The sequence below is a fragment of the Pseudomonas cannabina genome (assembly GCF_900100365.1).
Taxonomy (GTDB): Bacteria; Pseudomonadota; Gammaproteobacteria; order Pseudomonadales; family Pseudomonadaceae; genus Aquipseudomonas; species Aquipseudomonas cannabina.
The window spans coordinates 2070980-2093375 of sequence record NZ_FNKU01000001.1 but is presented as its reverse complement, the minus strand read 5'-3'; the positions used below and the strand labels follow the sequence as shown (position 1 = coordinate 2093375).

The window sequence follows — 22396 nt, the reverse complement described above, 5'->3', positions numbered from 1 at the left end:
CAGCACAGACGAGCGTGCAGACGAGAACGGAGCCTGCACGAGTGGGTGTCAGGCGCTCATTCGTGCGTTGCCTGTTCATTTGCTGTGCAGGGCGTAACCGACAGGTTGTTCTTCCAGCCGGAAATCTCCGGCAATCGTTGCGCAATAGCTCAGCCGCACCAGATAGACGCCCGTATCAGTGCGCACATCGACGCTTTCGTCGCAAGTGGCCAGCCTGCGGCCACGCAACAGGCCGACAGTCTGAGCCGAGCGTAATGCGCCCATGGGCGTCCAGTCGGCGATGATCAGCGCCCCGTCGGGCACGAATTCTTGATACGCGCGCACAAATTGTTCGGCAGAGCGGTCGCGCAAGTAAGGCACCATGAAGTAATGGATGTCATCACGCAGCGGCAGCGCTTCCTTGTGTAAAGGCAAACGGATCACGCCATTGGCGTACAGCGAATAGGCCAGCAGCATGACCAATGGCGAAGACAGCACAGAGAGGTTGAGCACGGCACCGCGCGCAGCATGGCGTGGCAACAGTGTTCGTAACTGAATCATGCCGATGACACTCAATAACGCCACACCGGGCAGAAAGAACGTGAAACGGTCGGTGACGTTATAGGAAAGCGCGAACAGCAGATTCAGCAACGCTGCGCTCCACAGCAGTCGCAGCCGGTTGTCCCGCGGAAACATCACAAGGCCGATCAGTTGCGGGCCGATCAGCGACAGCAGCAACAGCGCCACTGCATTCTTCTCCCGCCAGACAGCGTCGAAGCGCAGCAGGCTGCTCTCCCATTCCGGGCCCGCGACGGTTGCCGACGCGCCGGTCAGGTAACGGCGAGCAATGTCCAGCAGACCCAACCCGGCGTTGAGGTCGTTGATCACCGCAACAGCCGCTGCCGCGAAGCCGAGCACGAAGCCGGGCAGGGTGATCAGAACCCGCGCTTTATGCTGATAAAGCATGTGCAGGTACAGCGGCAACAGGACCACAAACGTCAATTGATGAATCGAGGCCGCGAGCCCGGTCAGTATGCCGATCACGAGCAGTTTTTTAAGCGCGCCCAAGCGAGTGTCCGCACTGAAATACAGGGCATACGCCAGCAGCACGAACAGCGTGTGCAGCAGATAGACCTCAGCCTTGGTCGACACCCAGAACACGCCGTGCGCCAGAATGGTCGCCACGCCTGCCAGCACTGCCTGCCGCGCGCTGGCACCGACGTTCCGCGCCAGCCGGTAAATGATCCAGGCCAGCGGCAGCAGCAGTATCGAGTTCAGCAAACTGAGCGGTCGTGCACCGAACAGGGTAAACACCACCGCGTTGATCAACTGATAAAACGGATGCTCGAGCGGGCCCAGCGACTGGCTGAAGTACGGCCCCTCGCTGGCACTGGCGAGAAGCATGCCGTTGTCCATCCACTGAACCGGACCGCTGGACGCCATGAAACTTGCGATGATGGCTGCGCCCAGTAGCAACAGCGGCACGACAGTTGAGGCGCGAAATAGATGGGATGACATGCGGCGTCTCCTCCGTTAGATGAGTGAAAGGGCGTTTACAGCAGATGCTCTGGCCTTGCAGTGGCGTTTTTGTAGCGGGACAGCATCGCTGCGCCAATGGCCACCGCGAACCACAGGGTTGCCAGGCGGATCAGCAGCGTGGCCGCAATCGCATCAGCGCCCGGCATGCCTTTGAACATCAACAGCCCGATCATCACCGCTTCGGCACCACCGAGCCCGCCCGGCATGAAACTCAGCGCCCCGGCGAGCATCGCCAGCGCATAGGTGAACACCGCAAAGGTCAGCGGAATCTGTGCGTCCATCCAGCCAAGAATCCAGTAGAACGCCAGCGCCTCGGCGCTCCAGGCGATCAGGCTGAGCAGGCTCGCGGGCAACAACAGGTGCCATTGCTGACACTGTCGGGCGGCGAGCAGAACATCGAACAGCTGCTGTAACAGCGTGCGCCAGCGCGCGGGGCGGTCTGTGCGGGTCAGTTGTCGCAGACGCAGCAGAAGCTGGCGCTGCGAGAGCACCAGCAGGCCGGACAGCACCAGCAGCAGGCCGACGATGATCAGCGGCTGCGCCTGCGGATACCATGACAGGCCGAACAGGGTCAGCAACACGATGGCCAGCAGGTCGGACAGGCGCTCGCTGACAAACGCTGCAAAACTCTGCGGGTAAGGCACGCCCAGCGGTTTGAGCAGCACACCGCGCAGCGCTTCACCGGCCTTGCCAGGCGTGGTGGTCAGAGCGAAGCCGGCCAAGTAGATGCGCAGGCTTGGCTGCCAGGCGAGCGGGTGTCCCAAGGCGCCAAGGTAGAGTTGCCAGCGTCCGAAACGCAGTGCGTAATTGATCGCTGACATCAGCAGCGTCACACCGATTCCGAACAGTCCGACCCTGGCCGTCGCCGCGCAAACCGCCTGCCAGCCGCCCCACAGGGAAAACCCCAAGTAGCCCAGCGCTGAACCGATCACCGACAGCACCACCATGCGGTAGCGCCAGCCTGACAACAGAGGCTGGCCGGTCACAGGTCGAGCCTTTTGAACAGCGGCTGCGGAATCGAGCGAATCACCCACATGATCCATGCCCAGAAGCCCGGCGCATACAGGCTGGTGGACTGGCGCGCGATACCGCGGACGATCCGCTCTGCCACCACTGACGGTTGCGACAGCAGGGCGGCGGGCATCGCCTGGCCTTGGGTCATGGGCGTATCGACGAAGCCGGGCTTGATCGTCACGACGTGCACGCCGAGCTTGAACAGGCGCGCTTGCAAACCGTCACAAAACGTCGAAACCGCCGCCTTGGCCGAGCCGTACAGGTAATTGGACGGGCGTCCGCGCTCGCCGGCCACCGAAGAGATCACCGCCAGCGTGCCGCAGCGCTGGACTTCGAATTGCCTGGCGAGCAGGGTCAGCAACGCAATCACCGACGCGCCGTTGGTGATGAACGCCTGCATCGCCAGGCCCACATCCTGCTCACAGGCCCGCTGATCAGGCAGCGTGCCGTGAGCGACCAGCACGATATCGATCTGCCCGAGGGCGATCAGGCAGTCGGCCAGCATCGCCGGGTGTTCCGCGAAATGCGTCGCGTCCATCTGGTGCAGGGTAATGAACCCTGCACCAAGCGCTTTGAGGTCTGCCGCGTTGCGCTCAAGCTTTTCGATATTGCGCGCCACCAGAAAAAACGTGCCGCCCTCTGCGGCCCAAAGACGCGCGCAGGCGTGGGCAATGGTCGATGTTGCTCCGATGATCAGGATTTTTTTCATGGCATCACTCGTTTCCAGAAGCGGGACATCAAAGTGGGGTCGCGCAGGGCTTCAACCTGCTCCCAGGCCGGGTAGGCCTGACGGAAATCGCTACCGGACATGTGCGCGTCCTTGGCCGGATACAGACGTCCGCCCGCTTCACGAACGATGGCGTCCAGACGCGGAAACAGCGATTCGGTCAGGTCACGGGTGTGGGGAAAGTCCAGCGCCAGCGAGGTACCGGGCAGCGGAAACGAAAGCAGCCCCGGCGAAACGACATCGCCACAGCGCTTGAGCACCGCGAGAAACGAGCCTTGGCCTGAGGCCGCAATGACGTCGAGCAGAAGCTGTATGGCATGCGGCGCGGATTGCTCGGGAATCACGCATTGGTACTGCTGAAACCCTTTGCGCCCATACAGGCGGTTCCAGTGCAGAACCCGGTCCAGTGGGTAGAAAAACGTTTCGTAGGCACTGCGTTGTGGCGCAGGTTTGCGCGGATGGGCATGCCAGTAAAGAGCGTTGAATGCACGCAGTGAGAGGTTGTTGACCAGCGACACCGGTGGAGTGACCGGCACGCTCAGGCTGGCACGCGGATTGACCGATAATGATCCGTAACGCGCATGATCGCCGACGATGTACACGCCGCGGCCGCTGTGACGACCGCGGGCCAGGCAGTCGATCCACGCCACGCTGTACTCGTGATGAGCGTCCAGTTCCTGTGACAGCGTGAAAAACTCGGCCAGATTGGCGAAACGCACCACCGTGCTGTCGATCTGGCTGGCGCGGATCGACAGCAGTTGCAGCTCCACCCAACTGATGACGCCCGTCAGCCCCAAGCCGCCAATGCTGGCGGCGAACAGCCGGGGATTTTCTTCCGCCGAGCAGACCCTTGGCGCTTCGTCGTGGCGGACCAGGCCGAAACGCCGCACATGACAGCCAAAGGTGCCACGCAGGTGATGGTTCTTGCCGTGCACGTCATTGGCGACTGCGCCGCCGACGGTTGCCAGTTGCGTGCCTGGCGTCACCGGCAGAAACCAGCCCTTCGGAACGGCGGCCGTGAGTAGCTGCGCGAGGGTCATTCCCGCTTCCAGCCGCACCAGGCCGCTGTGCCAGTCGGCGTCGATGAAGCGATCCAGCGTGCGCATAGCCAGCACATGATCACTGGCGGCCAGACAACTGTCGCCGTAGCTGCGCCCGTTGCCGAACGGCAGGCTGCTTTGATGGCGGGCAACGACGCCAGCGAGATGGTCCGGCAGCGCGTCGATGCTTTCACAGGCATGGCCCTGCTGGGCGATCAGCGGATAACGTCCCCATGAATAAAGTGGCGCGCTCATGCGGCGATCCAGAACACCAGCAGGAACAGCGCCCCTACGCCTTGACTGACCCGGTCGCGAAGGGCAAACACGACCGGGTCCTCGTTCATCATGCCGCGATGGGTGAGCATCCAGACCCGGGTGATCCAGAACAGCAGCAGCGGGCAGGCCAGCCAGATCACATGGGGATGCTCGTACAGCGCCACTGTGGTGCCTTCGTGGATGTACAGCGCGAGGACCATGACGGACAGGTTGCCGGACGACGCCCCCAGTGAGGCGATCATGTTCAGATCACCGGGGTAATAGCCACGGCCACGGGTCTTGCTGTCCACCTCGCGCAGTCGGGCGTCGCGCAACTCGGCGTAGCGCTTGACCAGCGCCAGGCTGAGGAACAGAAACATCGAGAACGCCAGAATCCAGAAGGTCAGCGGCAGTTGAAACGCCGCCGCGCCTGCCAGAATGCGCGTGGTGTAGAGCATGGCCAGGACGATGACGTCCACCGCCATATGGCGCTTGAGATAAAGCGAGTACACCAGCGTGAGCAGGTAGTAGGCCGCCAGCACGGCTGAAAACGGCCAGGGCAACAAGGCCGCTGCGCCAGCGAAGGCGGCAATCAGCAGCAGCGGTAAGGCGATCAGCCCGGCCTTGATCGACAGTTGCCCGCTGGCGAAGGGCCGCTCGCGTTTGCTGCGGTGATGGCGGTCGTCTGCCAGGTCCAGCAAATCGTTGAGCACATAGACGCTCGACGCGCACAGGCCAAAACACAGGAATGCCCACAGGCCATCGAGCAACTGCTGCGATTGCTGCACCTGATGCGCCGCCAGCAGAGGCACAAACAGCAGCGCATTTTTCAGCCATTGGTGCAGGCGCAGGGCTTTGCGCCAGTCGCGCCAGGGGTGGCTGGTCGAGTTGATCACCTGCGCGACATTGCCTTGCGCACGTGCCTGCCGTTCGACGCCCGCCAGCGGTCGGGCGACGATGGCGTTGCGGGACACCGCCCAGACACACAGGTCATCCCGAGAGTTGCCCATGTAGTCGAAGCCACCCTCACCGTAGTGGCTGACCAGCAGGTCGCGTTTTCGATGAGCAGACAGATTGGTTGCTCCGTCCGAGGCCCACACCTGGTCGAACAACTGAAGATGCTGTGCGATACGTTCGGCAATGCTGCCATGGGCGGCTGTTGCCAGAATGATCAGGCGCCCGGTCTGGCGCTCGGCCTTGATGTAGTCGACGACCTGCGCGTTATAAGGCAGCCAGGCGACGTCGATCGGTGTTGCAAGTGCCAGATGTTGTTTGAGCGCCGCCTTGCCCTGAAACAACCAGACGACCAGTCTGAACACCTGCAGCGGGTGATGTCGAATAAACGCCACTGCTGTTTCAAATAAAAGATCCGAACGCAACAATGTGCCATCCAGATCAACGACCAGCGGAGGAGGGGCCTCAAGAACTCTTCCCTGAATGCCGTGCATGAACAGTCGCTCCTTTGAAAGTGAGCGCACTATGGAACGAAAACGGACAATCGCCACTTCAATAAAGTTAAACAGCCTCGACAATCTCGCCAGAGGCGTGGCGTCAGAAAACGCAGCGGTTCCGCGCTTATGATGCAGGGTCGCTATTGTTTCAACTATGAACTTTATTCAGGGCTGATAACGTCAGTGTTGTAACGTTATTGAGCGCCAGAACGCTGACGTGCAGTTGCATTTATTGAATCACCTGTTTTTCCGGGGAGACATCAAGGAATTGGTGGCCGAGTCGATCCATCTGCATTCCCCCAGGGCGCATCAACCACTGATTAGCCCCAACTGTGCAGCGCTGCCAGAAATGCTGGTCGAGAGCGAACTGTTCGGGCACGTCAAAGGCGCTTTTTCCGGCGCTGTCAGCGATCGCAGCGGCAAGTTCGAACTGGCCAACGGTGGCACGCTGTTTCTCGACGAGGTGGACGAGTTGGCATTGGCGGTGCAGTCCAAGCTGCTGCGTGTGCTGCAAAGCGGTCAGTTGCAGCGGGTCGGTTCGGATCGCGAGCATCGCGTGGACGTGCGCATCATCGCTGCAACCAATCGGGACCTCGCCGAGGAGGTTCGTTCGGGGCGCTTCCGTGCCGATCTCTATCATCGCCTCACCAGCGAATGCCTTGCCCGGCATAATGGCCGATGGACGCAAGTGGCTCGAGAGTTGGCCCTGGACAGAGACAATCTCAATCGTTTGGCCAAGCGGCTGGGTATTCGCTGATAGAGCGTCTGACAACGTTCATTGGTCGCGGATATTGAAAAAAGACTGAATTTTTTTGCAGTGGATAAGGTCACCTATACTTCAAGCCACTGCTGAAAAAAGGATCAGGTTTTCAATGGCGCTTCCAAAACACTACCGCATTGATTATTTATTAAACGGTTCGTTCAAGAGTTTCTACATACGCACCGAGAGCATGGACAACGCAGAGGCCTGGCATTACGCAAGTGTCGATGCAGGCTTGGCGCGCATACCTAAATACCGATTGGAGAAGGTCCCACGGGTCTCGAAGCCTTACGCCGAACACTTCGGTGTGACCAACGTGGAGTGGGCCCAGGCGTGACCCGCACCAATCGCTGATTACTGCCATGGCACTTGCGGTCTCAGCGATGGGTGATCTGTTCCAGCGCCAGATTGCGGGTGCGCGGCCCGAAGCGGCCGATGACGATGATCACGATCAGCATACTGCTGACAATGAACGCCAGCACTCCGGGTGTGCCGAAGTGATCGAGAAATATTCCGATCAGCAAACTGCTGAATACCGTTGACAGACGGCTGAACGAATAGCAGAACCCCACCGCGCGAGCGCGAATGTTGGTCGGAAACAGCTCTCCCTGATAAGAGTGGTAGCTGAAGCTCAGCCAGGCGTTGCAGAACGTGATCATGACCCCGCAGAGGATCAGCCCGGCTGCGCTGGTTTGAAACGCGAACAGGCTGCCGAAGATCATTGCACCTAATGCCGAACCGACAATTTGCCATTTGTTTTCGAAGCGATTGGCAAACTTTACGAACAGCAACGGCCCCAACGGGTACGCCAGCGTAATCACGAAGGCATAGCTCAGGCTGTGGGTGACACTGACGCCTTGCCCAGAAAGCAGCGCGGGCAGCCAGTTGCCAAAGCCGAAAAAACCGATCGCCTGAAAAATGTGAAACACCACCAGCATCAAGGTGCGACGGCGGTAGGGCGGTTGCCACAAGTCGGCAAAGCGTCCCTTGCTTTCGACGGCAACCGCCTCTGGCTGTGGTTCGTCCAGCGGCTTGCCATGCTCTTTCAGGCAACGTGCCTCGATGTTATCCATGATTCGTTCGGCCTCATCGAAGCGCCCCTGTTGCGCCAGCCAGCGCGGCGACTCGGGAAGTGCTGCACGCAGCCACCAGACGAATAGCGCAAATACCGCGCTGCTGATCACCACCCAGCGCCAGCCGGCAAAGCCCAGCGGGTCTTGCGGCACCAGCCACCACGACATCAGTGCGACGCAGGGCACCGACAGAAACTGGATGAAAAAGGCGAAAGCGAAGGCCGAACTGCGGATGCGCTTGGGCACCAGTTCCGACAGGTAAGTGTCGATGGTCACCAGTTCGACACCCAGACCGATACCGACCACGAAGCGCATGCCGATCACGCCCATTGCCGAGGTTTGCAGGCCCATGATCACAGTGGCGACGGTGTACCAGATCAGCGCAAAGGTAAAAATCGCGCGACGACCGAAGCGATCGGCAATCGGACTCAGCAGGCTGGCACCGAAGAACAGGCCGAGAAACGTCGCTGAAGCAAAGGCTGCCTGATCGGAAAAGCCGAACAGGCCCTGGCTGCCGGTGGCAAAGATGCCTTCGCGGATCAGGCCGGGGCTGATATAGGCGGTTTGGAACAGGTCATAGAGTTCGAAGAATCCGGCAATGGACAGCAGCGCAACCAGTCGCCAGAGAGTCGCAACCGCAGGGAGCCGGTCGATACGCGCCGAGATTTGAGCGGCACGCAGCGGTTCGTTGCCCGCAGTGCCTGTCTTCCGCGAAGGATTCATCAATGCCATCCTGAGTTCTTGTTTGAAGCCGGATAGTACGCTTTTACAATTGGTAATGGATTAGCGCTGTGTGCGTTTTTGGGTCCATTCAGGATGAATAATTGTTTAACAGGTTACTTTGTTGACTGTTTATTTCATTTCGGCACTGTATGACGCTGATCAGATAATGGTTGTCCACAAGCTCATGATTTCTTGAGTCCGGGCATATGCCGCGTCCGTCCGGCGCGTTGAGTCAGTATGGATGTATCAACATGTGTCACAAAACTTTAGGATGAGGCTCTTCATTCTTCTGCCCAACAGGGATCCTGTGACGTACAAACTGCCCACCACCGCGACTGCTCCGTTCTGCCCCTCGGCAACCAGTGACAGCATTGTCATCCCGCCAAACGCCTCGCTGCTGCGCAAGATGATGCTGTTCGTCGGCCCCGGATTGCTGATCTCCATCGGCTACATGGACCCTGGCAACTGGGCGACGGCTATCGAGGCCGGCTCGCGCTTCGGTTATTCGTTGCTGTTCGTGGTCGTGCTGGCCAGTCTTTCCGGCATGGTGTTGCAGAATCTCTGTTCGCGCCTGGGCATCGCCACCGGGCGGGATCTGGCGCAACTGTCCGCCAGCCACTACAGCCGTAACGTGGCAAAAGGGCAGTGGCTGCTGGCAGAACTGTCGATCATTGCCACCGATCTGGCTGAAGTGCTGGGTGCGGCGCTGGCGTTTCACCTGCTGCTGGGAGTGTCGATCACCACCGGGGTGGCGCTGACGGCTTTCGATACGCTGATTGTGCTGGCCTTGCAGGGTGCCAACTTCCGCCGTCTGGAAGCGATTGTGCTGGGGCTGATCGCCACCATCGCGGCCTGCTTCGCCGTCGAATTGATCCTGATCAAGCCGTTCTGGCCGGACGTTTTTGCCGGGCTGAAACCGAGTTGGGATGTGCTGAGCAATCAGGAGCCGCTGTACATCGCGATCGGCATACTGGGTGCCACGGTCATGCCGCATAACCTGTATCTGCATTCCTCGGTGGTACAAACGCGAGTCAACGGCTCAGACCTGGCGAGCAAAGCCAGCGCGATTCGCTTCGCGCGCCTCGACACCATCGGCTCATTGAGCTTGGCGCTGTTGATCAACGCCGCGATTCTGATTCTCGCGGCGGCGGCGTTCCACAAGACCGGACACACCGAAGTGGTCGAGATTCAGGACGCCTATCACCTGCTCGATCCGTTGGTCGGCGGGGCTATCGCCAGCGTGCTGTTCGGTGTCGCCTTGCTGGCGGCCGGGCAGAGCTCGACGTTCACCGGCACGATTGCCGGGCAAGTGGTGCTCGAGGGCTTTTTGCAGGCGAAGATTCCTTGCTGGCAGCGGCGTTTCATCACCCGCGCGCTGGCACTGATCCCCGCCTTGATCGGCGTGATCTGGCTCGGCGACAGCTCAGTGGGCAAGATGCTGGTGCTCAGTCAGGTGGTCTTGAGCCTGCAACTGCCGTTCGCGCTGTGGCCGCTGATCCGCTTCACCAGTGACTCGCAACTGATGGGGCCATTCGTCAACAGTCGGCTGGTGAAAGCCGTCGCGTGGGGTCTGTTCGGCCTGATTTCGGCAGCCAACCTGACGCTGATGTGGTTCTGGATCACCTGAACTCGGGTGATTTCAGCGAATCTCAATCCTGACATTAGCGTCAGCCGTGGAGGGCCTGACATGATTGGCTCCGCGTGGACATACATTTCGTGACGCTCCGCGTCACAGGTCTGCGCAGCACCGCACAGTCAAGATCGGACGCAGAGCGTCCAGAACGGCATGTCGACGCAGAGCGTCGCACGATAGTCACGTAACAACGTCAGACGTGGAGAGCTCGGAGATGAACACCAATCGTGCCAATGGAACCGTGTTCGAAACTGATTTGCCTGCCCGGCTGGATCGCCTGCCCTGGGGGCGTTTTCATACCTTGCTGGTCGTTGCGCTGGGCATCACCTGGTTGCTCGATGGCCTGGAAGTCACCCTCGCAGGTTCGGTGGCGGGCGCCCTCAAAGCCAGTCCGGCGCTTAACCTCAGCAACAGCGATATTGGCCTGGCGGGCGCTGCGTACATCGCTGGTGCCGTGTTGGGTGCGCTGTTCTTCGGCTGGCTGGCGGACCGCCTGGGGCGTCGTAAGCTGTTCTTCATCACCTTGCTGCTGTATGTCGGCGCCACCGCTGCCACGGCATTCTCGTTCAGCGTGTGGAGCTTCATGCTGTTCCGCTTTCTGACCGGAATGGGCATCGGCGGCGAGTACACGGCGATCAATTCGACCATCCAGGAATTCACGCCGGCCCGTTATCGTGGCTGGGTTGATCTGACCATCAACGGCACATTCTGGCTGGGCGCGGCATTGGGCGCGGTCGGCTCGATTGTCTTGCTGGACCCGCAATGGATCGGGGCCGAACTCGGCTGGCGTTTGTGCTTCGGGATCGGCGCGGTGTTGGGCTTGTTGGTGCTGCTGATGCGCTTGTGGCTGCCGGAGAGCCCGCGGTGGCTGTTGATTCATGGCCAGTCGGCAGAGGCGACCCGCATCGTCGAGCAGATCGAAGCGGACATGCAACGCCGCGGGCACGTATTGCCTGCCGTCGAGGGTAAACCGTTGCGGCTGCATGCCCGAGACCACACGCCGCTCGGCGAGGTCGCCAGAACGCTGCTGGTCACGTTCCGCCAGCGTTCGCTGGTGGGCCTGACGCTGCTGACCGCTCAGGCGTTCTTCTATAACGCGATTTTCTTCACTTACGCGTTAGTGCTGACGGATTTCTACGATGTGCCCGCCGAGCGGGTGGGCTGGTACGTGTTGCCGCTGGCACTGGGCAATTTCTGCGGGCCGCTGCTATTGGGCAGGCTGTTTGACGTGGTCGGTCGGCGGGTGATGATCAGCCTGACCTATGGCGTGTCCGGGGTTCTGCTGGCAATCAGCGGTTATCTGTTCCAGCAGGGCTTGCTGGATGTGACACAGCAGGCCATCGCCTGGATGGTGATCTTTTTCTTCGCGTCGGCGGCGGCAAGCTCGGCTTACCTGACCGTGGCCGAAACCTTTCCGCTGGAGATACGCGCGCTGGCGATTGCCGTGTTCTATGCATTCGGCACGGGGCTGGGCGGCATTATCGGGCCGACGCTGTTTGGTGAACTGATCGAAACCGGTGATCGCAGCAACGTGCTGATCGGCTATCTGATCGGGGCAGGGTTGATGCTGTTCGCTGCACTGGTGCAGTCGATCTGGGGCATGGCCGCCGAACGGAAATCGCTGGAGGAGGTGGCGCGACCGCTATCGCAGGCGGATAGCCACTAGCGATCAGTTGCCGAACACACCGCGCAGGCTGTGGACCGAGGCCTGCAAGCCGAAAATGCGTTCGCTGACTTCCTGAGCTTCGTGCGGGCGCGCGGAAAGCTCAAGGTACAGCATGTGCCCGGCCATGTTGCGCGACACGCGCTCGAGATCGTCGGCAGTGCGGCGTACATAAGCCTGAATGTCTTCCAGTCGCTCGATTTGCAAGAATGCTTCCTCATAGGTCGCATCCGAGCGCACTAACACCAAAGGGCCGCTCTCATGAGTCCGCCCAAGAAAGTTTTCGGCAACCGCAATCGCTTCTTTAGGCGCACGATCAAATAAAGTTCTCGCCGCTGTCCCGGCTGTTTATTCGTCTTCCTGATCGTCCTGCCCGGAATAGGAATCCAGCAGTTCGGCCAGGGCCAGAGTGCGGCTCAGCCCGCTTTTGCTCGCCACGATTTCAGCCACCGCCTGTGTGGCGGCCACCCTGGCAGCTTCGCGTTCGGCATCGGTGTTATTGGGCGTGGCGGCCTGCGCAGCCTCAATAATCGATTGCTCAAAGGTATTCATGGTGCTCGCTCTTGAAGTTCATGTGCCTGTGATACCGCCAACGGCGAATGGTTTCAAGGTCGATCAGTCACCTTCGTAGGGGAATTCTTCGAGCGCCTGGCCCAACGCTACGCCCTGCGGGCCTTGCAGGTTGTCCAGCACCCAGCATTTGTTGGCATTTTTTGCCAGCAGCAGGCGCGTGGTCTGGCTGCTGACGGGCTGCTGAGGAGCGTCCTTGTAACCCAGGTTGTACGTCATCTCGACCACCGCCTGTTTGTCGGACGTGGACACCAGCTTCCACTCGATCGGCTTCTGCACATCGCCATCCTGTGCGTCGGTCCAGGGGTTGGCGCTGACGGCACACTGATCGCCGTTCTGGCAGGCCCAGTCTTTCTTCAACAGGCTCAGTAGCGATTTGGACAGGTATTCCGCACCACCCTTGTTCTTGAGGTAGAAGTCCTGATGCTTCTCATAGATCCAGCGTGCCGTATCGACCGGCGTTGCAGCAGGGCAGGCAGCCTGTGCGGTGAATGAAAGCAGGAAGGCGAAGGCAAGGGCAACGGTTCTGGACATGGAGCGAGCTCGCGGAAAGGGTGGCAATGGTGGTGACGCGGTGAGTTGCATGCGACAAGTCTGCATTTGTAAGGCATGCGGACAAAAAAGCAATGGTTTTAGGTGATATCTGGCAAGTGATTGATGCACAGCACTGACGTCACGGAATCGCTGTATGACGCGCAGCACCATGAAATGTATCTAGTAGAAGTGACCGGAGCGGCGATCAGAGTGGCTAACGAAGGCAAGGGTACAAGCGCCCCGTTTTTCTGGGCTGTACCGGCCTCTTCGCAAGGCGCCGTCCCGGCTGCGCTCACAAACCCTCTGTGTGGCAATGAGCGCAGAGCCCGGACTGCTCATGACTTACTTCTTGACCGGTACGATATCCATGATGTTGCCGTTCACTTTCTGGAAGCGCACATACTTGTCATTGATCTTCACCCATTCGCTTTCCTTGGCTGGCTCTTCCAGGCCCTTGCTCTTCCAGTCCTTGACTTCAAGATCGCTGCGACGGTACTTCTCCGGTACGCGAGAGCCCAGTTCCAGTTCATGAACGTTGTCTTTGGACTTGGCGATCTTTGGGTCGGGCGTCTCTGCTGCGTGAACCGGCAGGGTAACGGCCGAGAAGCAGCCTAGCAGGGTCATGCAGGCGATCAACGATTTGCTATTCATGTGAAGACTCCCAGTCTGATTAACAGTCGACGGCATAATGCCTTCGTCAGAACTGGGACCTTCACGGTTACAAATCATTCGATCGGTTTCACGATGCTCAGGCGTTGAGTGTTTCAGCAAGGGTCACGGCAAGCGGTGTGGCAGGGCGCCCGATCAGTTCGCTCAGTTGGCGACTGTCGTCGAACAGTGCGCCTTTGGCGGCCGCTGCGTCCGAGTCTGCCAACAGGTTGGCCACGTAGTCCGGCAGGCCGGCCTCGATGAGCGCCGCTGCAAATTCAGCCTGCGGCAGGTCAACATACGCCAGTGCCTTGCCGCTCTGTTTTGACAGTTCGGCGGCGTAGTCGGCCAGGGTATAAGGCTCATCGCCCGCCAATTCCTAGACTCGACCGGCCTGATCCTCTGCGGATGTCAGGGCCACGGCGGCAGCTTCGGCGTAATCCAGCCGCGAAGCCGAGCTGATTCGCCCGTCGCCAGCGCTGCCCAGTACTGCGCCGTGGGCCAAAGCCCCTTGAGCACCTGCCACATAGTTTTCGGTGTACCAGCCATTACGTAACAACACGAATGGCAAGCCACTTGACCGCAAGTAATCTTCCGTCTCACGGTGTTCTTTGGCCAGGCCCAACGCCGAGGTGTCGGCGTGCAACACGCTGGTGTACGCAAGCAATCGAACCCCGGCACTCTTCGCCGCATCGATCACCGCTTTATGCTGCGGCAGACGCTGGCCCACTTCGCTGGAAGAAATCAGCAGCAGCTTTTCTGCACCGGCAAATGCGCTGTTCAGCGTCGACGGTTGCGAGTAATCGGCCTGACGAACCTGAACGCCCAGTGCCGAGAGGTCTGCGGCTTTTTCCGGGCTGCGCACGGCCGCGATGATTTGCGAGGCAGGTATGCGAGTTAGCAACTGTTCAATGACGAGACGGCCAAGCTGGCCAGTGGCACCGGTGACAACGATCATGTTGGAGTTCTCGATTCAGGTTGATGGAAAGCGCCAGCATAGTCATGATGCTTTCTTTTCGTAAGTACGTACAAAAAGGTAAGTGTCATGAGTGAATCCGCCACGCGTCCCTACTCCGAGACGGCCGAATCCATGCTGGCCTTCGTTCGCCAAGGGCAAGTGCTGGCAACTGACTGCCCGTCGAGGGTTGTGCTCAACCATGTCTGCAGCCGTTGGGGTGTGCTGGTGTTGGTGGTATTGCGTGGCGGTATGCACCGCTTCAGCGAAGTGCGGCGCAAAATCGGCGGGGTCAGTGAAAAAATGCTCGCGCAGACGCTTCAGCATCTGGAGCAGGACGGCTTTGTCAGCCGCAAATCGCTGCCCGTGGTGCCGCCGCATGTCGAGTACCGGTTGACGCCAATGGGTGAAGAAGTGGCCTTGCAGGTCGAGACGCTTGCGACCTGGATCGAAACCAATCTGCCACGCATCATGCAGGCCCGCGAAGCGTCTGCCGAGGCGCAGGTGAAGCTTTCTTGAAGTATTTCTGACAGATTTTTCATCTATCCAGGGTCGGCTCGACTGCCTGCCATCGGGCACTTCTTGCTATGGTGCGCGCCGAAATATTCATTTACACGTCAAGTCGCCGTTTGCCCTTCACCGAGAAGCTGTAGAAATGCCCAATCCAATCCCCCTGAAAGACCACGAGAAAGAGACGCGACTGGTCAACCAGCGCCTGATTGCCTGTGCTGTGCTGGTCGGGCTGCTGGCGATCTGTCTGGTTGCGAGGATGTATTTCCTGCAAGTCACCGAGTTCGAATACCACTCGACCATTTCTGAAAACAACCGGGTGCACGTACTGCCTATTCCGCCCGAGCGCGGCCTGATATTCGACCGCAATGGCGAAGTGCTTGCCGATAACCGGCCCAGCTTCAACCTGACCCTGACCCGTGAGCGCGCCGGGGACTGGCACAAGGTTATCGATGAGCTGATGACGCTGCTGCAGCTGCCTGACGAGGATCGCATCCTGTTCGATAAGGAGCTGAAGCAGGTGCGCCATCCGTTCGAGCCTGCAACGTTGCTGTACGAACTGACTGAAGAGCAGATCGCCATCGTGGCGGTCAATCAATACTTGTTGCCGGGGGTGGATGTCGCGGCGCAGTTCGTTCGTCATTATCCGTTGGGCGCGCACTTTGCCCATTCGATTGGCTATGTCGGGCGCATCAACGAAAAGGAAGCTGCCCAGCTCGATAATGACTATCGCGGCACTCAGTCGATCGGCAAGACCGGTATCGAACGTTTTTACGAGTCAGAACTGCATGGTCGGGTTGGCTACGAAGAAGTTGAAACCAACGCTCAGGGACGTGTGCTGCGGGTGTTGAAACACACCGATCCGATACCGGGCAAGAACATCACCCTGAGCCTGGATGCGCATTTGCAGGAAGCGGCCGAGAACGCGCTGGGTGACCGGCGTGGTTCGGTGGTCGCACTTGACCCGGAAACCGGCGAAGTGCTGGCGATGGTCAGCAAGCCGAGTTTCGACCCCAACCTGTTCGTGACCGGGATCAGCTTCAAGCAGTACGCCTTGTTGCGCGACTCCATCGACCGGCCGCTGTTCAACCGCGTATTGCGCGGCCTGTACGCGCCGGGTTCCACCGTCAAACCTGAAGTCGCGATTGCCGGGCTCGACAGCGGGGTGGTCAACGCCTCGACCAAGGTTTTTGATCCGGGTTACTTCCAGTTGCCGGACTTCGACCACAAGTACCGCAACTGGAACCATAGCGGCGACGGTTGGGTGGACATGGACACGGCGATCATGCGTTCCAATGACACCTACTTCTATACCCTGGCGCACAAGCTGGGGATCGACCGGCTGCATGACTACATGACCATGTTCGGCATTGGCCAGAAGGTCTCGCTGGACATGTTCGAGGAATCTGCCGGCCTGATGCCGTCCCGCGAGTGGAAACGCGCCACGCGCCGCCAGGCCTGGTTCCCCGGCGAGACGGTGATCCTCGGCATTGGTCAGGGCTACATGCAGGTCACACCGTTGCAACTGGCGCAGGCCACCTCGCTGATCGCCAGCAAGGGAGTCTGGCATCGTCCGCACCTGGCAATGGAAGTGGGCCATGAGGTGCCGGTCGATGAGCACCCGATGCCGAACATCGTGCTGCGTGATCCCAACGAATGGAATCAGGTCAATACCGGGATGCAGATGGTCATGCACGATCCGCGCGGTATTGCGCGTGATGCGGCGAAGGGCGCGCAATACCGCATCGCTGGCAAGAGTGGTACAGCGCAGGTGGTGGCAATCAAGCAGGGCGAGCGCTACAACCGTCTCAAGACCCTGGAGCGCAACCGCGACAACGCCTTGTTCGTCGGCTTCGCCCCGGCCGATCACCCGAAGATCGTGGTGTCGGTGACCATCGAGAACGGCGAGGCGGGCGGTCGGGTTGCGGGCCCGGTCGTGCGGGAAATTCTCGACGCCTGGCTGCTCGACAGCGACGGCAAGCTCAAGCCGCAATACGCAGTGCCCGCCAAGGCGCCGGGCAATCCGCACGCCTGAGCCGCCTGCTGGCAGGCTGCCTGACCGAGCCCTGAACAGGGCTCAGGTTTTCTGAACTGTCGAGAATGCATCGGGTCGACCACAACAGGCGTGGCAGAGCGCTGCGCGTGTTTATCTGAATCCTTAATTGCCTCGACAAGGAACCCCTAATGTCCAAGACCATCGCCGACCATCTTGCGCAAACCCTCGCAGCGGCAGGTGTTTCCCACATCTGGGGGGTGTCCGGTGACAGCCTCAACGGCCTGACCGACAGCCTGGAACGCACCGATTCGATTCGCTGGATGCACACCCGTCACGAAGAGGTGGCGGCCTTCGCGGCGGGTGCCCAGGCGGCATCCAGCGGCAAGCTGGCGGTTTGCGCAGGCAGCTGCGGACCGGGCAATCTGCACCTGATCAACGGCCTGTACGACTGCCATCGCAACCGGGTGCCAGTGCTGGCGATTGCCGCGCACATTCCGTCCGCCGAAATTGGCCTGGATTACTTCCAGGAAACCCATCCGCAGGAACTGTTCAAAGAGTGCAGTCATTTTGTCGAACTGGTCAGCAACCCCGAACAGTTCCCGCGCGTGCTGGAGCGTGCCATGCGGGCGGCCATCAGCCAGAAAGGCGTGGCGGTTATCGTAATACCCGGCGATGTGGCGCTGAGTGAGTCACCGGATGTGCCTGCGAAATGGGTCGAAGCGAGTCCGCCCACCGTTGTCCCGGCCGACAATGATTTGCAGTCGATGGCCGACATGCTCAACGATTCCAAGGCGGTCACGCTGTTGTGTGGCGCCGGGTGCGCCGGTGCGCACCAGCAGATCCTTGCGCTGGCCGACACGTTGGGCGCACCGATTGTTCATGCGTTGCGTGGCAAGCAGCACGTCGAGTACGACAACCCGTTCGACGTCGGCATGACCGGCCTGATCGGTTTCAGCTCCGGCTATCACGCCATGCTGTCCTGCGACACGCTGGTGATCCTCGGCAGCAGCTTTCCGTACCGCAATTTCTATCCCGAGAAAGCAAACATCATTCAGATCGACCTCGACCCGACTCAGCTCGGTCGGCGCACGCCGTTGGCCCTCGGACTGGTCGGCGGGGTGCGTGAAACGCTGGATGCGCTGCTGCCCAAACTTACCCCGCACAACGACCGCCGCTTCCTCGACAAGGCCCTCAAGCACTACGCCAAGGCCCGTGAAGAACTGGACGAACTGGCCACGCCGACGCCGGACGGTACACCGATTCACCCGCAGTACCTGACCCGTTTGGTCGACGAGCAGGCCGACGCCGATGCGATTTTTACCGTTGATGTCGGCACGCCCACCCTGTGGGCCGCGCGCTACTTGCACATGAACGGCAAACGCAGCCTGCTGGGCTCGTTCAATCACGGCTCGATGGCCAACGCCTTGCCTCAGGCGCTGGGCGCCAAGGCCGAGCACCCGGACCGCCAGGTTGTCGCGTTATGCGGCGATGGCGGCCTGTCGATGCTGCTGGGCGACCTGTTGAGCATTCGCCAGTTGAACCTGCCGATCAAAATGGTGGTGTTCAACAACAGCTCGCTGGGCTTCGTAGACATGGAAATGAAAGCCGGCGGTTACGTGCCCCATGGCACCGATCTGCACGAGACCAATTTCGCCGGTATCGCGCTGGGCGCCGGCATTCTCGGATTGCGCGTAGAAAACGCCGAAGAGCTGCCTGCCGCCCTGCGCAAGGCTTTCGATCACCCCGGCCCGGTGCTGCTCGACGTGGTGACTGCCAAGCAGGAACTGGGCATTCCGCCGAAGATCAAGCTGGCGCAGGCCAAAGGCTTCAGCCTGTACATGATGCGCGCGATCATGAGCGGGCGCGGCAGTGAAGTGTTGGAACTGGCGAAGACCAACTTGCGCTAGTCGCTCTCAGGCGCGTCAACGGCGGGGCAATCAGCGGGATGATTGACCCCGTCATTGATCTTTACCTTGCCCAGCTCGAAAGGATTCACACCTTCCAGACAAGCGACGTTGTACCCGTATTCATTGGGGTTGGAGCGTCGCTGATGGTGGGTGTGAATCCCGCACCTGCCGCAGAAGTAATGCTCGGCGGTACGCGTATTGAATTGATACAGCTTGAGCATGCTCTGCCCGTGAATCACTCGAACCCCATCCTTTGCGACCGACGCGACGATTGCGCCTCTGCGCCTGCACAGCGAGCAGTCGCAGCGTCGCGGATCGACAATACCATTCGGTAAATCCAGCTCGAGCATGATCGCGCCGCAATGGCAGGACGCCTGGTGGACGGGTTTGATGTCAGTAGAACCGACTTGCTTGATCATGAGTTATTTCCTGTGCGTGTTATCAGCCAGCACAAACGCAGAACAATCGTGTGTCACTGCAAATTAAAGCAGACCATCAGGTAAAGCTTGGCACTTCACCGCCGAAACAGTTAAACGGAGGCAAGACCAGCTACGGCAGGCTGAATACCGAATCATCTCTGGTTATAAAAAACGTCACTGTTGAAAGAGCGTTGGGCCATAGATCGTTTTTATAGAAAGTCTGTGAGTCATGAGGTCTGTAATGCTTAGAAATGCTCCTTTGAGTATGAAACTGCTGCTTATTCTGATGTTTCCCCTGCTGGGCTTCCTGGCATTCGCGGGTATTTTCGTCGCCGACAAAAGCGAGACGTTCACCGATAACGGTCGAACCGTCACCGCCACCAGCGCCGCCCGCAAACTCAGTGACGTAGTCACCACCCTGCAGCGCGAGCGCGGCGCCAGCGGCGTGTTCCTGGGCAGTGGCGGCAAGTCGATGCAAGACAAGCTGAAGACCCTTCGTCAGGAAACCGACAAGGCGATCAGTGAGATGCGCACTCAGTCGACCGACGGTATTCCCGGGCTGGAAAGCGTAAGGCGGGCGCTGGAGGAGATGCTTGCGTTGCGTGGCAAAGTGGATTCACTGGCAATCAATAACACTGAATCCGGCGCGCGCTTCACTGACATCATCAAAACCCTTATCGGTTTCAATTATTCGTTGGAAGCCAGTATCGAAGACCCGGAAATTCTCCGCGCACTGAGTTCGCTCAATCAATTCGTCGACATGAAAGAGCGAGCAGGCCGCGAGCGCGTATTGCTCGGCCTTGCCTTCAATCAGAACCGTTTCGATTCTGCGCTGTTGTCACGTTTCAGCCGCAACCTGGGCGAGTTCTCCGGCTACTACGAAGCCTTCCAGCGCTGGGCTCCGGACGTGTTCAAGAGCAAACTGAATGCTGTCCTGCAGAAGCCGGAAGCACTGGAAGTGGCGCGCCTGCAACGCTTGGGTTTCGATACCCCGCTGGGCGACCCGCTGAACGTCAAACCGGAAGACTGGTTCAACCTCTCCACCCAGCGTATCGACATGATGGCTCAGGTAGAAGCAGAGCTGGGGCAGACCGTCACGGGCCTGGCCAGCGATGCGCGCAGTGCCGCTGAAAACAGCCTGTACATGGCAATCGGCACCGTCGTCGTCATGCTGATCGCCGTACTCTGGCTGGCGTCGGTGATCATCCGCAACATCAAGATCGCCGTCGTCGACGTGAATCGCACCCTGATTGCACTGTCCACCCGCGACCTGACCGCCAGAACCTGTTACACCGGCAAGGACGAGTTTGGCGAGATCTCGCGCAATCTGGACAATATGGCGCAACAGATCAGCGAAGTCATTCGCGAAATCGGCAGCGCCACCGCACAGGTGGCCACCGCGGCCGAGCAGTCTTCAGCCGTCGCCTTGCAGACCAGCCAGAACGTGGCACAGCAGCGTCAGGGGACGGATCAGGTCGCCACGGCCATCAGCCAGATGAGCTCGACGGTCAAGGACGTGGCGCGCAGCACCACCGACGCATCGGCCATGTCGCAACGCGTCAACGCCAGCACGATGCAAGGAAAAATCGAGATCGACAACACCGTCACCCTGATCAAAGGCCTCTCGGTCCAGGCTGAACAGACGTCACGGATCATTGACGAACTCAAAGGCGAGAGCGATTCGATCTCCTCGGTCCTCGACGTCATTCGCGGTGTGGCCGACCAGACCAACCTGCTGGCACTCAACGCCGCCATCGAAGCCGCACGCGCCGGCGAGCAGGGCCGCGGCTTCGCAGTGGTGGCCGACGAAGTGAGAAATCTTGCCAAGAAAACGCAGGAATCGACCGTCAGCATCCAGAACATGATCGCCAACCTGCAATCCGGTTCTGACCGCGCCGCAAGCTCCATGCAGGAAACCCTCGGCAAGGCCCAGCAAGGCGCAACCAACGTCGTGCGCGCGGGCGAATTGCTCGAAGAAATCGCCGAAGGCATCGCCAGCATCAGCGACCGCAACATTCAAGTGGCCTCGGCCGCCGAAGAACAAAGCCTGGTAGCCGAAGAAATCCACCGCAATGTTCACGATATCAACGCACTGGTCATCCAGGTCAGCGCCGGTGCCGAGCAGACAGCCGTCACCAGCCGCGAACTGGCTCGACTGGCTGAACAGCAGCAGGGGCTGGTGGGGCGGTTCAGGGTGAGCTGAGGATAGAAAAGGGGGTTTAGAGGCCCGGGAGCGTGAGCTTCCGGGCCTTTTTTGTCAGTGAACCGTTCTGGCGTATGGCTGACCATGCACTATCGTGTAGGTCGGGCCGCCGATGCAGTACGCATGCCATGTGCAAACCGGCTCTCACTTCCCCAACCAGAGCCCAGACCATGTCCGATTCAGTCCCGCCTCCTGCAACACTCCACACCCCTGACAACCCCTCACTGAACGAAGTGGTGACACTGGTCATCAAGCACCGGGTCACGGCCGGGCGTGAAGCTGATTACGAGAGCTGGCTGCGGCGTATTGTGACCATTGCCGGTCAGCAGCCGGGGCATCTGGGCGTTGATGTAATTCGCAGCAAGGACGCTGGCTTACAGATGTTCACCAGTGTGCTGCGTTTTCAATCGACGTTGGTGATGCAGCAATGGCTGGACTCCGACGAGCGGCGCCAGCTTGTGGCGGAGGCTGCGCCTATGCTTGCCGATGGCGATCAGACGCAGGTCAAACCTCACAACGAGTTCTGGTTTACGCCACCGACCGAAGATCGCAGTCCACCGCCGCGCTGGAAGCAGGCATGCGTGTCGTACATGGTCATTCTGCCGTTGACCTTGCTGATTCCGCAGGTGTGGCGGCCGGTGTTTACGCAGGTCTCCTGGCTGTCGGGCTATTTCATCAGCACAGCGCTGGTGACGGTGACCATCGTTTTGCTGGTGGTGTACGTTCTGATGCCCGCGGCGACCCGTTTACTGGCGCCCTGGTTGAATGCTTCCGCGAAATACTCACAGGGAAAGTGA

The 22396-nt window shown here is 59.8% G+C and carries 19 protein-coding genes and 2 pseudogenes; 9 read left to right on the top strand and 12 right to left on the bottom strand.

Annotation, left to right across the window (positions count from 1 at the left end; translation table 11 throughout):
- Window positions 1-75: 75 nt before the first annotated feature.
- Genes BLT55_RS09730 through BLT55_RS09710 form a run of 5 tightly spaced genes read right to left on the bottom strand, consistent with a single transcriptional unit; the run spans window position 76 to window position 6002 of the window.
- Window positions 76-1497 carry a glycosyltransferase family 39 protein gene (locus tag BLT55_RS09730; protein WP_055001998.1) on the bottom strand — a complete coding sequence of 474 codons (1422 nt, stop codon included), beginning with the start codon at window positions 1495-1497 and terminating at the stop codon, window positions 76-78.
- 35 nt (window positions 1498-1532) lie between these two features.
- Window positions 1533-2504: a lysylphosphatidylglycerol synthase transmembrane domain-containing protein gene (locus BLT55_RS09725; RefSeq protein ID WP_055001999.1), complete on the bottom strand. Its 972-nt coding sequence runs from the start codon at window positions 2502-2504 to the stop codon at window positions 1533-1535.
- Window positions 2501-3241 (bottom strand): SDR family oxidoreductase, encoded by a 741-nt coding sequence (locus BLT55_RS09720; protein ID WP_055002000.1) that lies wholly within the window; start codon window positions 3239-3241, stop codon window positions 2501-2503. Before BLT55_RS09720 ends, BLT55_RS09725 begins: the two co-directional genes overlap by 4 nt.
- Window positions 3238-4554 (bottom strand): FAD-binding oxidoreductase, encoded by a 1317-nt coding sequence (locus tag BLT55_RS09715; protein ID WP_055002001.1) that lies wholly within the window; start codon window positions 4552-4554, stop codon window positions 3238-3240. The genes BLT55_RS09720 and BLT55_RS09715 overlap by 4 nt, the downstream gene beginning before the upstream one ends.
- The gene (locus BLT55_RS09710) at window positions 4551-6002 is read right to left on the bottom strand and encodes a UbiA family prenyltransferase (RefSeq protein WP_055002002.1); all 1452 of its coding nucleotides are present in this window, start codon (window positions 6000-6002) and stop codon (window positions 4551-4553) included. The genes BLT55_RS09715 and BLT55_RS09710 overlap by 4 nt, the downstream gene beginning before the upstream one ends.
- Before the next feature lie 265 nt (window positions 6003-6267).
- On the opposite strand from BLT55_RS09710, the pseudogene BLT55_RS09705 reads away from it, so the two are divergent.
- Window positions 6268-6762 (top strand): annotated as a pseudogene (locus BLT55_RS09705) (sigma 54-interacting transcriptional regulator); the annotation flags it as partial.
- Between the two features lie 115 nt (window positions 6763-6877).
- Entirely contained in the window at window positions 6878-7102 is a 225-nt protein-coding gene (locus BLT55_RS09700) for a DUF6555 family protein (protein ID WP_007247833.1), read from the top strand.
- A gap of 40 nt (window positions 7103-7142) precedes the next feature.
- Here the strand turns inward: BLT55_RS09700 and BLT55_RS09695 are convergent, their stop codons facing one another.
- Window positions 7143-8561, bottom strand: coding sequence for an MFS transporter (locus tag BLT55_RS09695; protein WP_055002008.1), 1419 nt, complete (start codon window positions 8559-8561; stop codon window positions 7143-7145).
- A 307-nt stretch (window positions 8562-8868) separates the two neighbouring features.
- Between BLT55_RS09695 and BLT55_RS09690 the strand changes: the two genes are divergently transcribed.
- Together BLT55_RS09690 and BLT55_RS09685 are read left to right on the top strand one after the other, a co-directional pair.
- Complete coding sequence (locus tag BLT55_RS09690; RefSeq protein WP_055002009.1) at window positions 8869-10188, top strand: Nramp family divalent metal transporter; 1320 nt, start codon at window positions 8869-8871, stop codon at window positions 10186-10188.
- Window positions 10189-10408: 220 nt separating this feature from the next.
- Window positions 10409-11860 (top strand): MFS transporter, encoded by a 1452-nt coding sequence (locus tag BLT55_RS09685; protein WP_055002004.1) that lies wholly within the window; start codon window positions 10409-10411, stop codon window positions 11858-11860.
- 3 nt (window positions 11861-11863) lie between these two features.
- Here BLT55_RS09685 and BLT55_RS09680 read toward each other — a convergent pair whose 3' ends face one another.
- From BLT55_RS09680 to BLT55_RS09660, 5 genes and pseudogenes are all read right to left on the bottom strand, one after another.
- Window positions 11864-12064, bottom strand: a complete 201-nt coding sequence (locus tag BLT55_RS09680) for a hypothetical protein (RefSeq protein WP_055002010.1) — start codon at window positions 12062-12064, stop codon at window positions 11864-11866.
- 141 nt (window positions 12065-12205) lie between these two features.
- On the bottom strand, window positions 12206-12409 hold the full coding sequence (locus BLT55_RS09675) for a hypothetical protein (protein WP_054087043.1): 204 nt from the start codon (window positions 12407-12409) through the stop codon (window positions 12206-12208).
- A 63-nt stretch (window positions 12410-12472) separates the two neighbouring features.
- A complete protein-coding gene (locus BLT55_RS09670) occupies window positions 12473-12961 on the bottom strand; it encodes a DUF3828 domain-containing protein (RefSeq protein ID WP_055002005.1) in 489 nt (162 codons plus the stop codon).
- A 342-nt stretch (window positions 12962-13303) separates the two neighbouring features.
- Window positions 13304-13612, bottom strand: a complete 309-nt coding sequence (locus BLT55_RS09665; protein ID WP_055002006.1) for an RcnB family protein — start codon at window positions 13610-13612, stop codon at window positions 13304-13306.
- Between the two features lie 97 nt (window positions 13613-13709).
- A pseudogene (locus tag BLT55_RS09660) lies at window positions 13710-14567 on the bottom strand (SDR family oxidoreductase).
- A gap of 87 nt (window positions 14568-14654) precedes the next feature.
- Between BLT55_RS09660 and BLT55_RS09655 the strand changes: the two are divergent.
- The 3 genes from BLT55_RS09655 (at window position 14655) to poxB (ending at window position 18977) form a co-directional block, all read left to right on the top strand.
- Entirely contained in the window at window positions 14655-15083 is a 429-nt protein-coding gene (locus BLT55_RS09655) for a winged helix-turn-helix transcriptional regulator (protein ID WP_007249637.1), read from the top strand.
- 136 nt (window positions 15084-15219) lie between these two features.
- Window positions 15220-17109 carry a penicillin-binding protein 2 gene (gene mrdA, locus BLT55_RS09650; RefSeq protein WP_055002007.1) on the top strand — a complete coding sequence of 630 codons (1890 nt, stop codon included), beginning with the start codon at window positions 15220-15222 and terminating at the stop codon, window positions 17107-17109.
- Between the two features lie 149 nt (window positions 17110-17258).
- Window positions 17259-18977 (top strand): ubiquinone-dependent pyruvate dehydrogenase, encoded by a 1719-nt coding sequence (gene poxB / locus BLT55_RS09645; protein WP_074800345.1) that lies wholly within the window; start codon window positions 17259-17261, stop codon window positions 18975-18977.
- Here poxB and BLT55_RS09640 read toward each other — a convergent pair.
- Window positions 18974-19396 carry a GFA family protein gene (locus BLT55_RS09640; protein WP_054999781.1) on the bottom strand — a complete coding sequence of 141 codons (423 nt, stop codon included), beginning with the start codon at window positions 19394-19396 and terminating at the stop codon, window positions 18974-18976. The genes poxB and BLT55_RS09640 overlap by 4 nt on opposite strands.
- A 286-nt stretch (window positions 19397-19682) precedes the next feature.
- Here BLT55_RS09640 and BLT55_RS09635 point away from each other — a divergent pair, with 286 nt between their 5' ends.
- A complete protein-coding gene (locus tag BLT55_RS09635) occupies window positions 19683-21599 on the top strand; it encodes a methyl-accepting chemotaxis protein (protein WP_054999800.1) in 1917 nt (638 codons plus the stop codon).
- A gap of 170 nt (window positions 21600-21769) precedes the next feature.
- Window positions 21770-22396 carry an antibiotic biosynthesis monooxygenase gene (locus BLT55_RS09630; protein WP_054999782.1) on the top strand — a complete coding sequence of 209 codons (627 nt, stop codon included), beginning with the start codon at window positions 21770-21772 and terminating at the stop codon, window positions 22394-22396.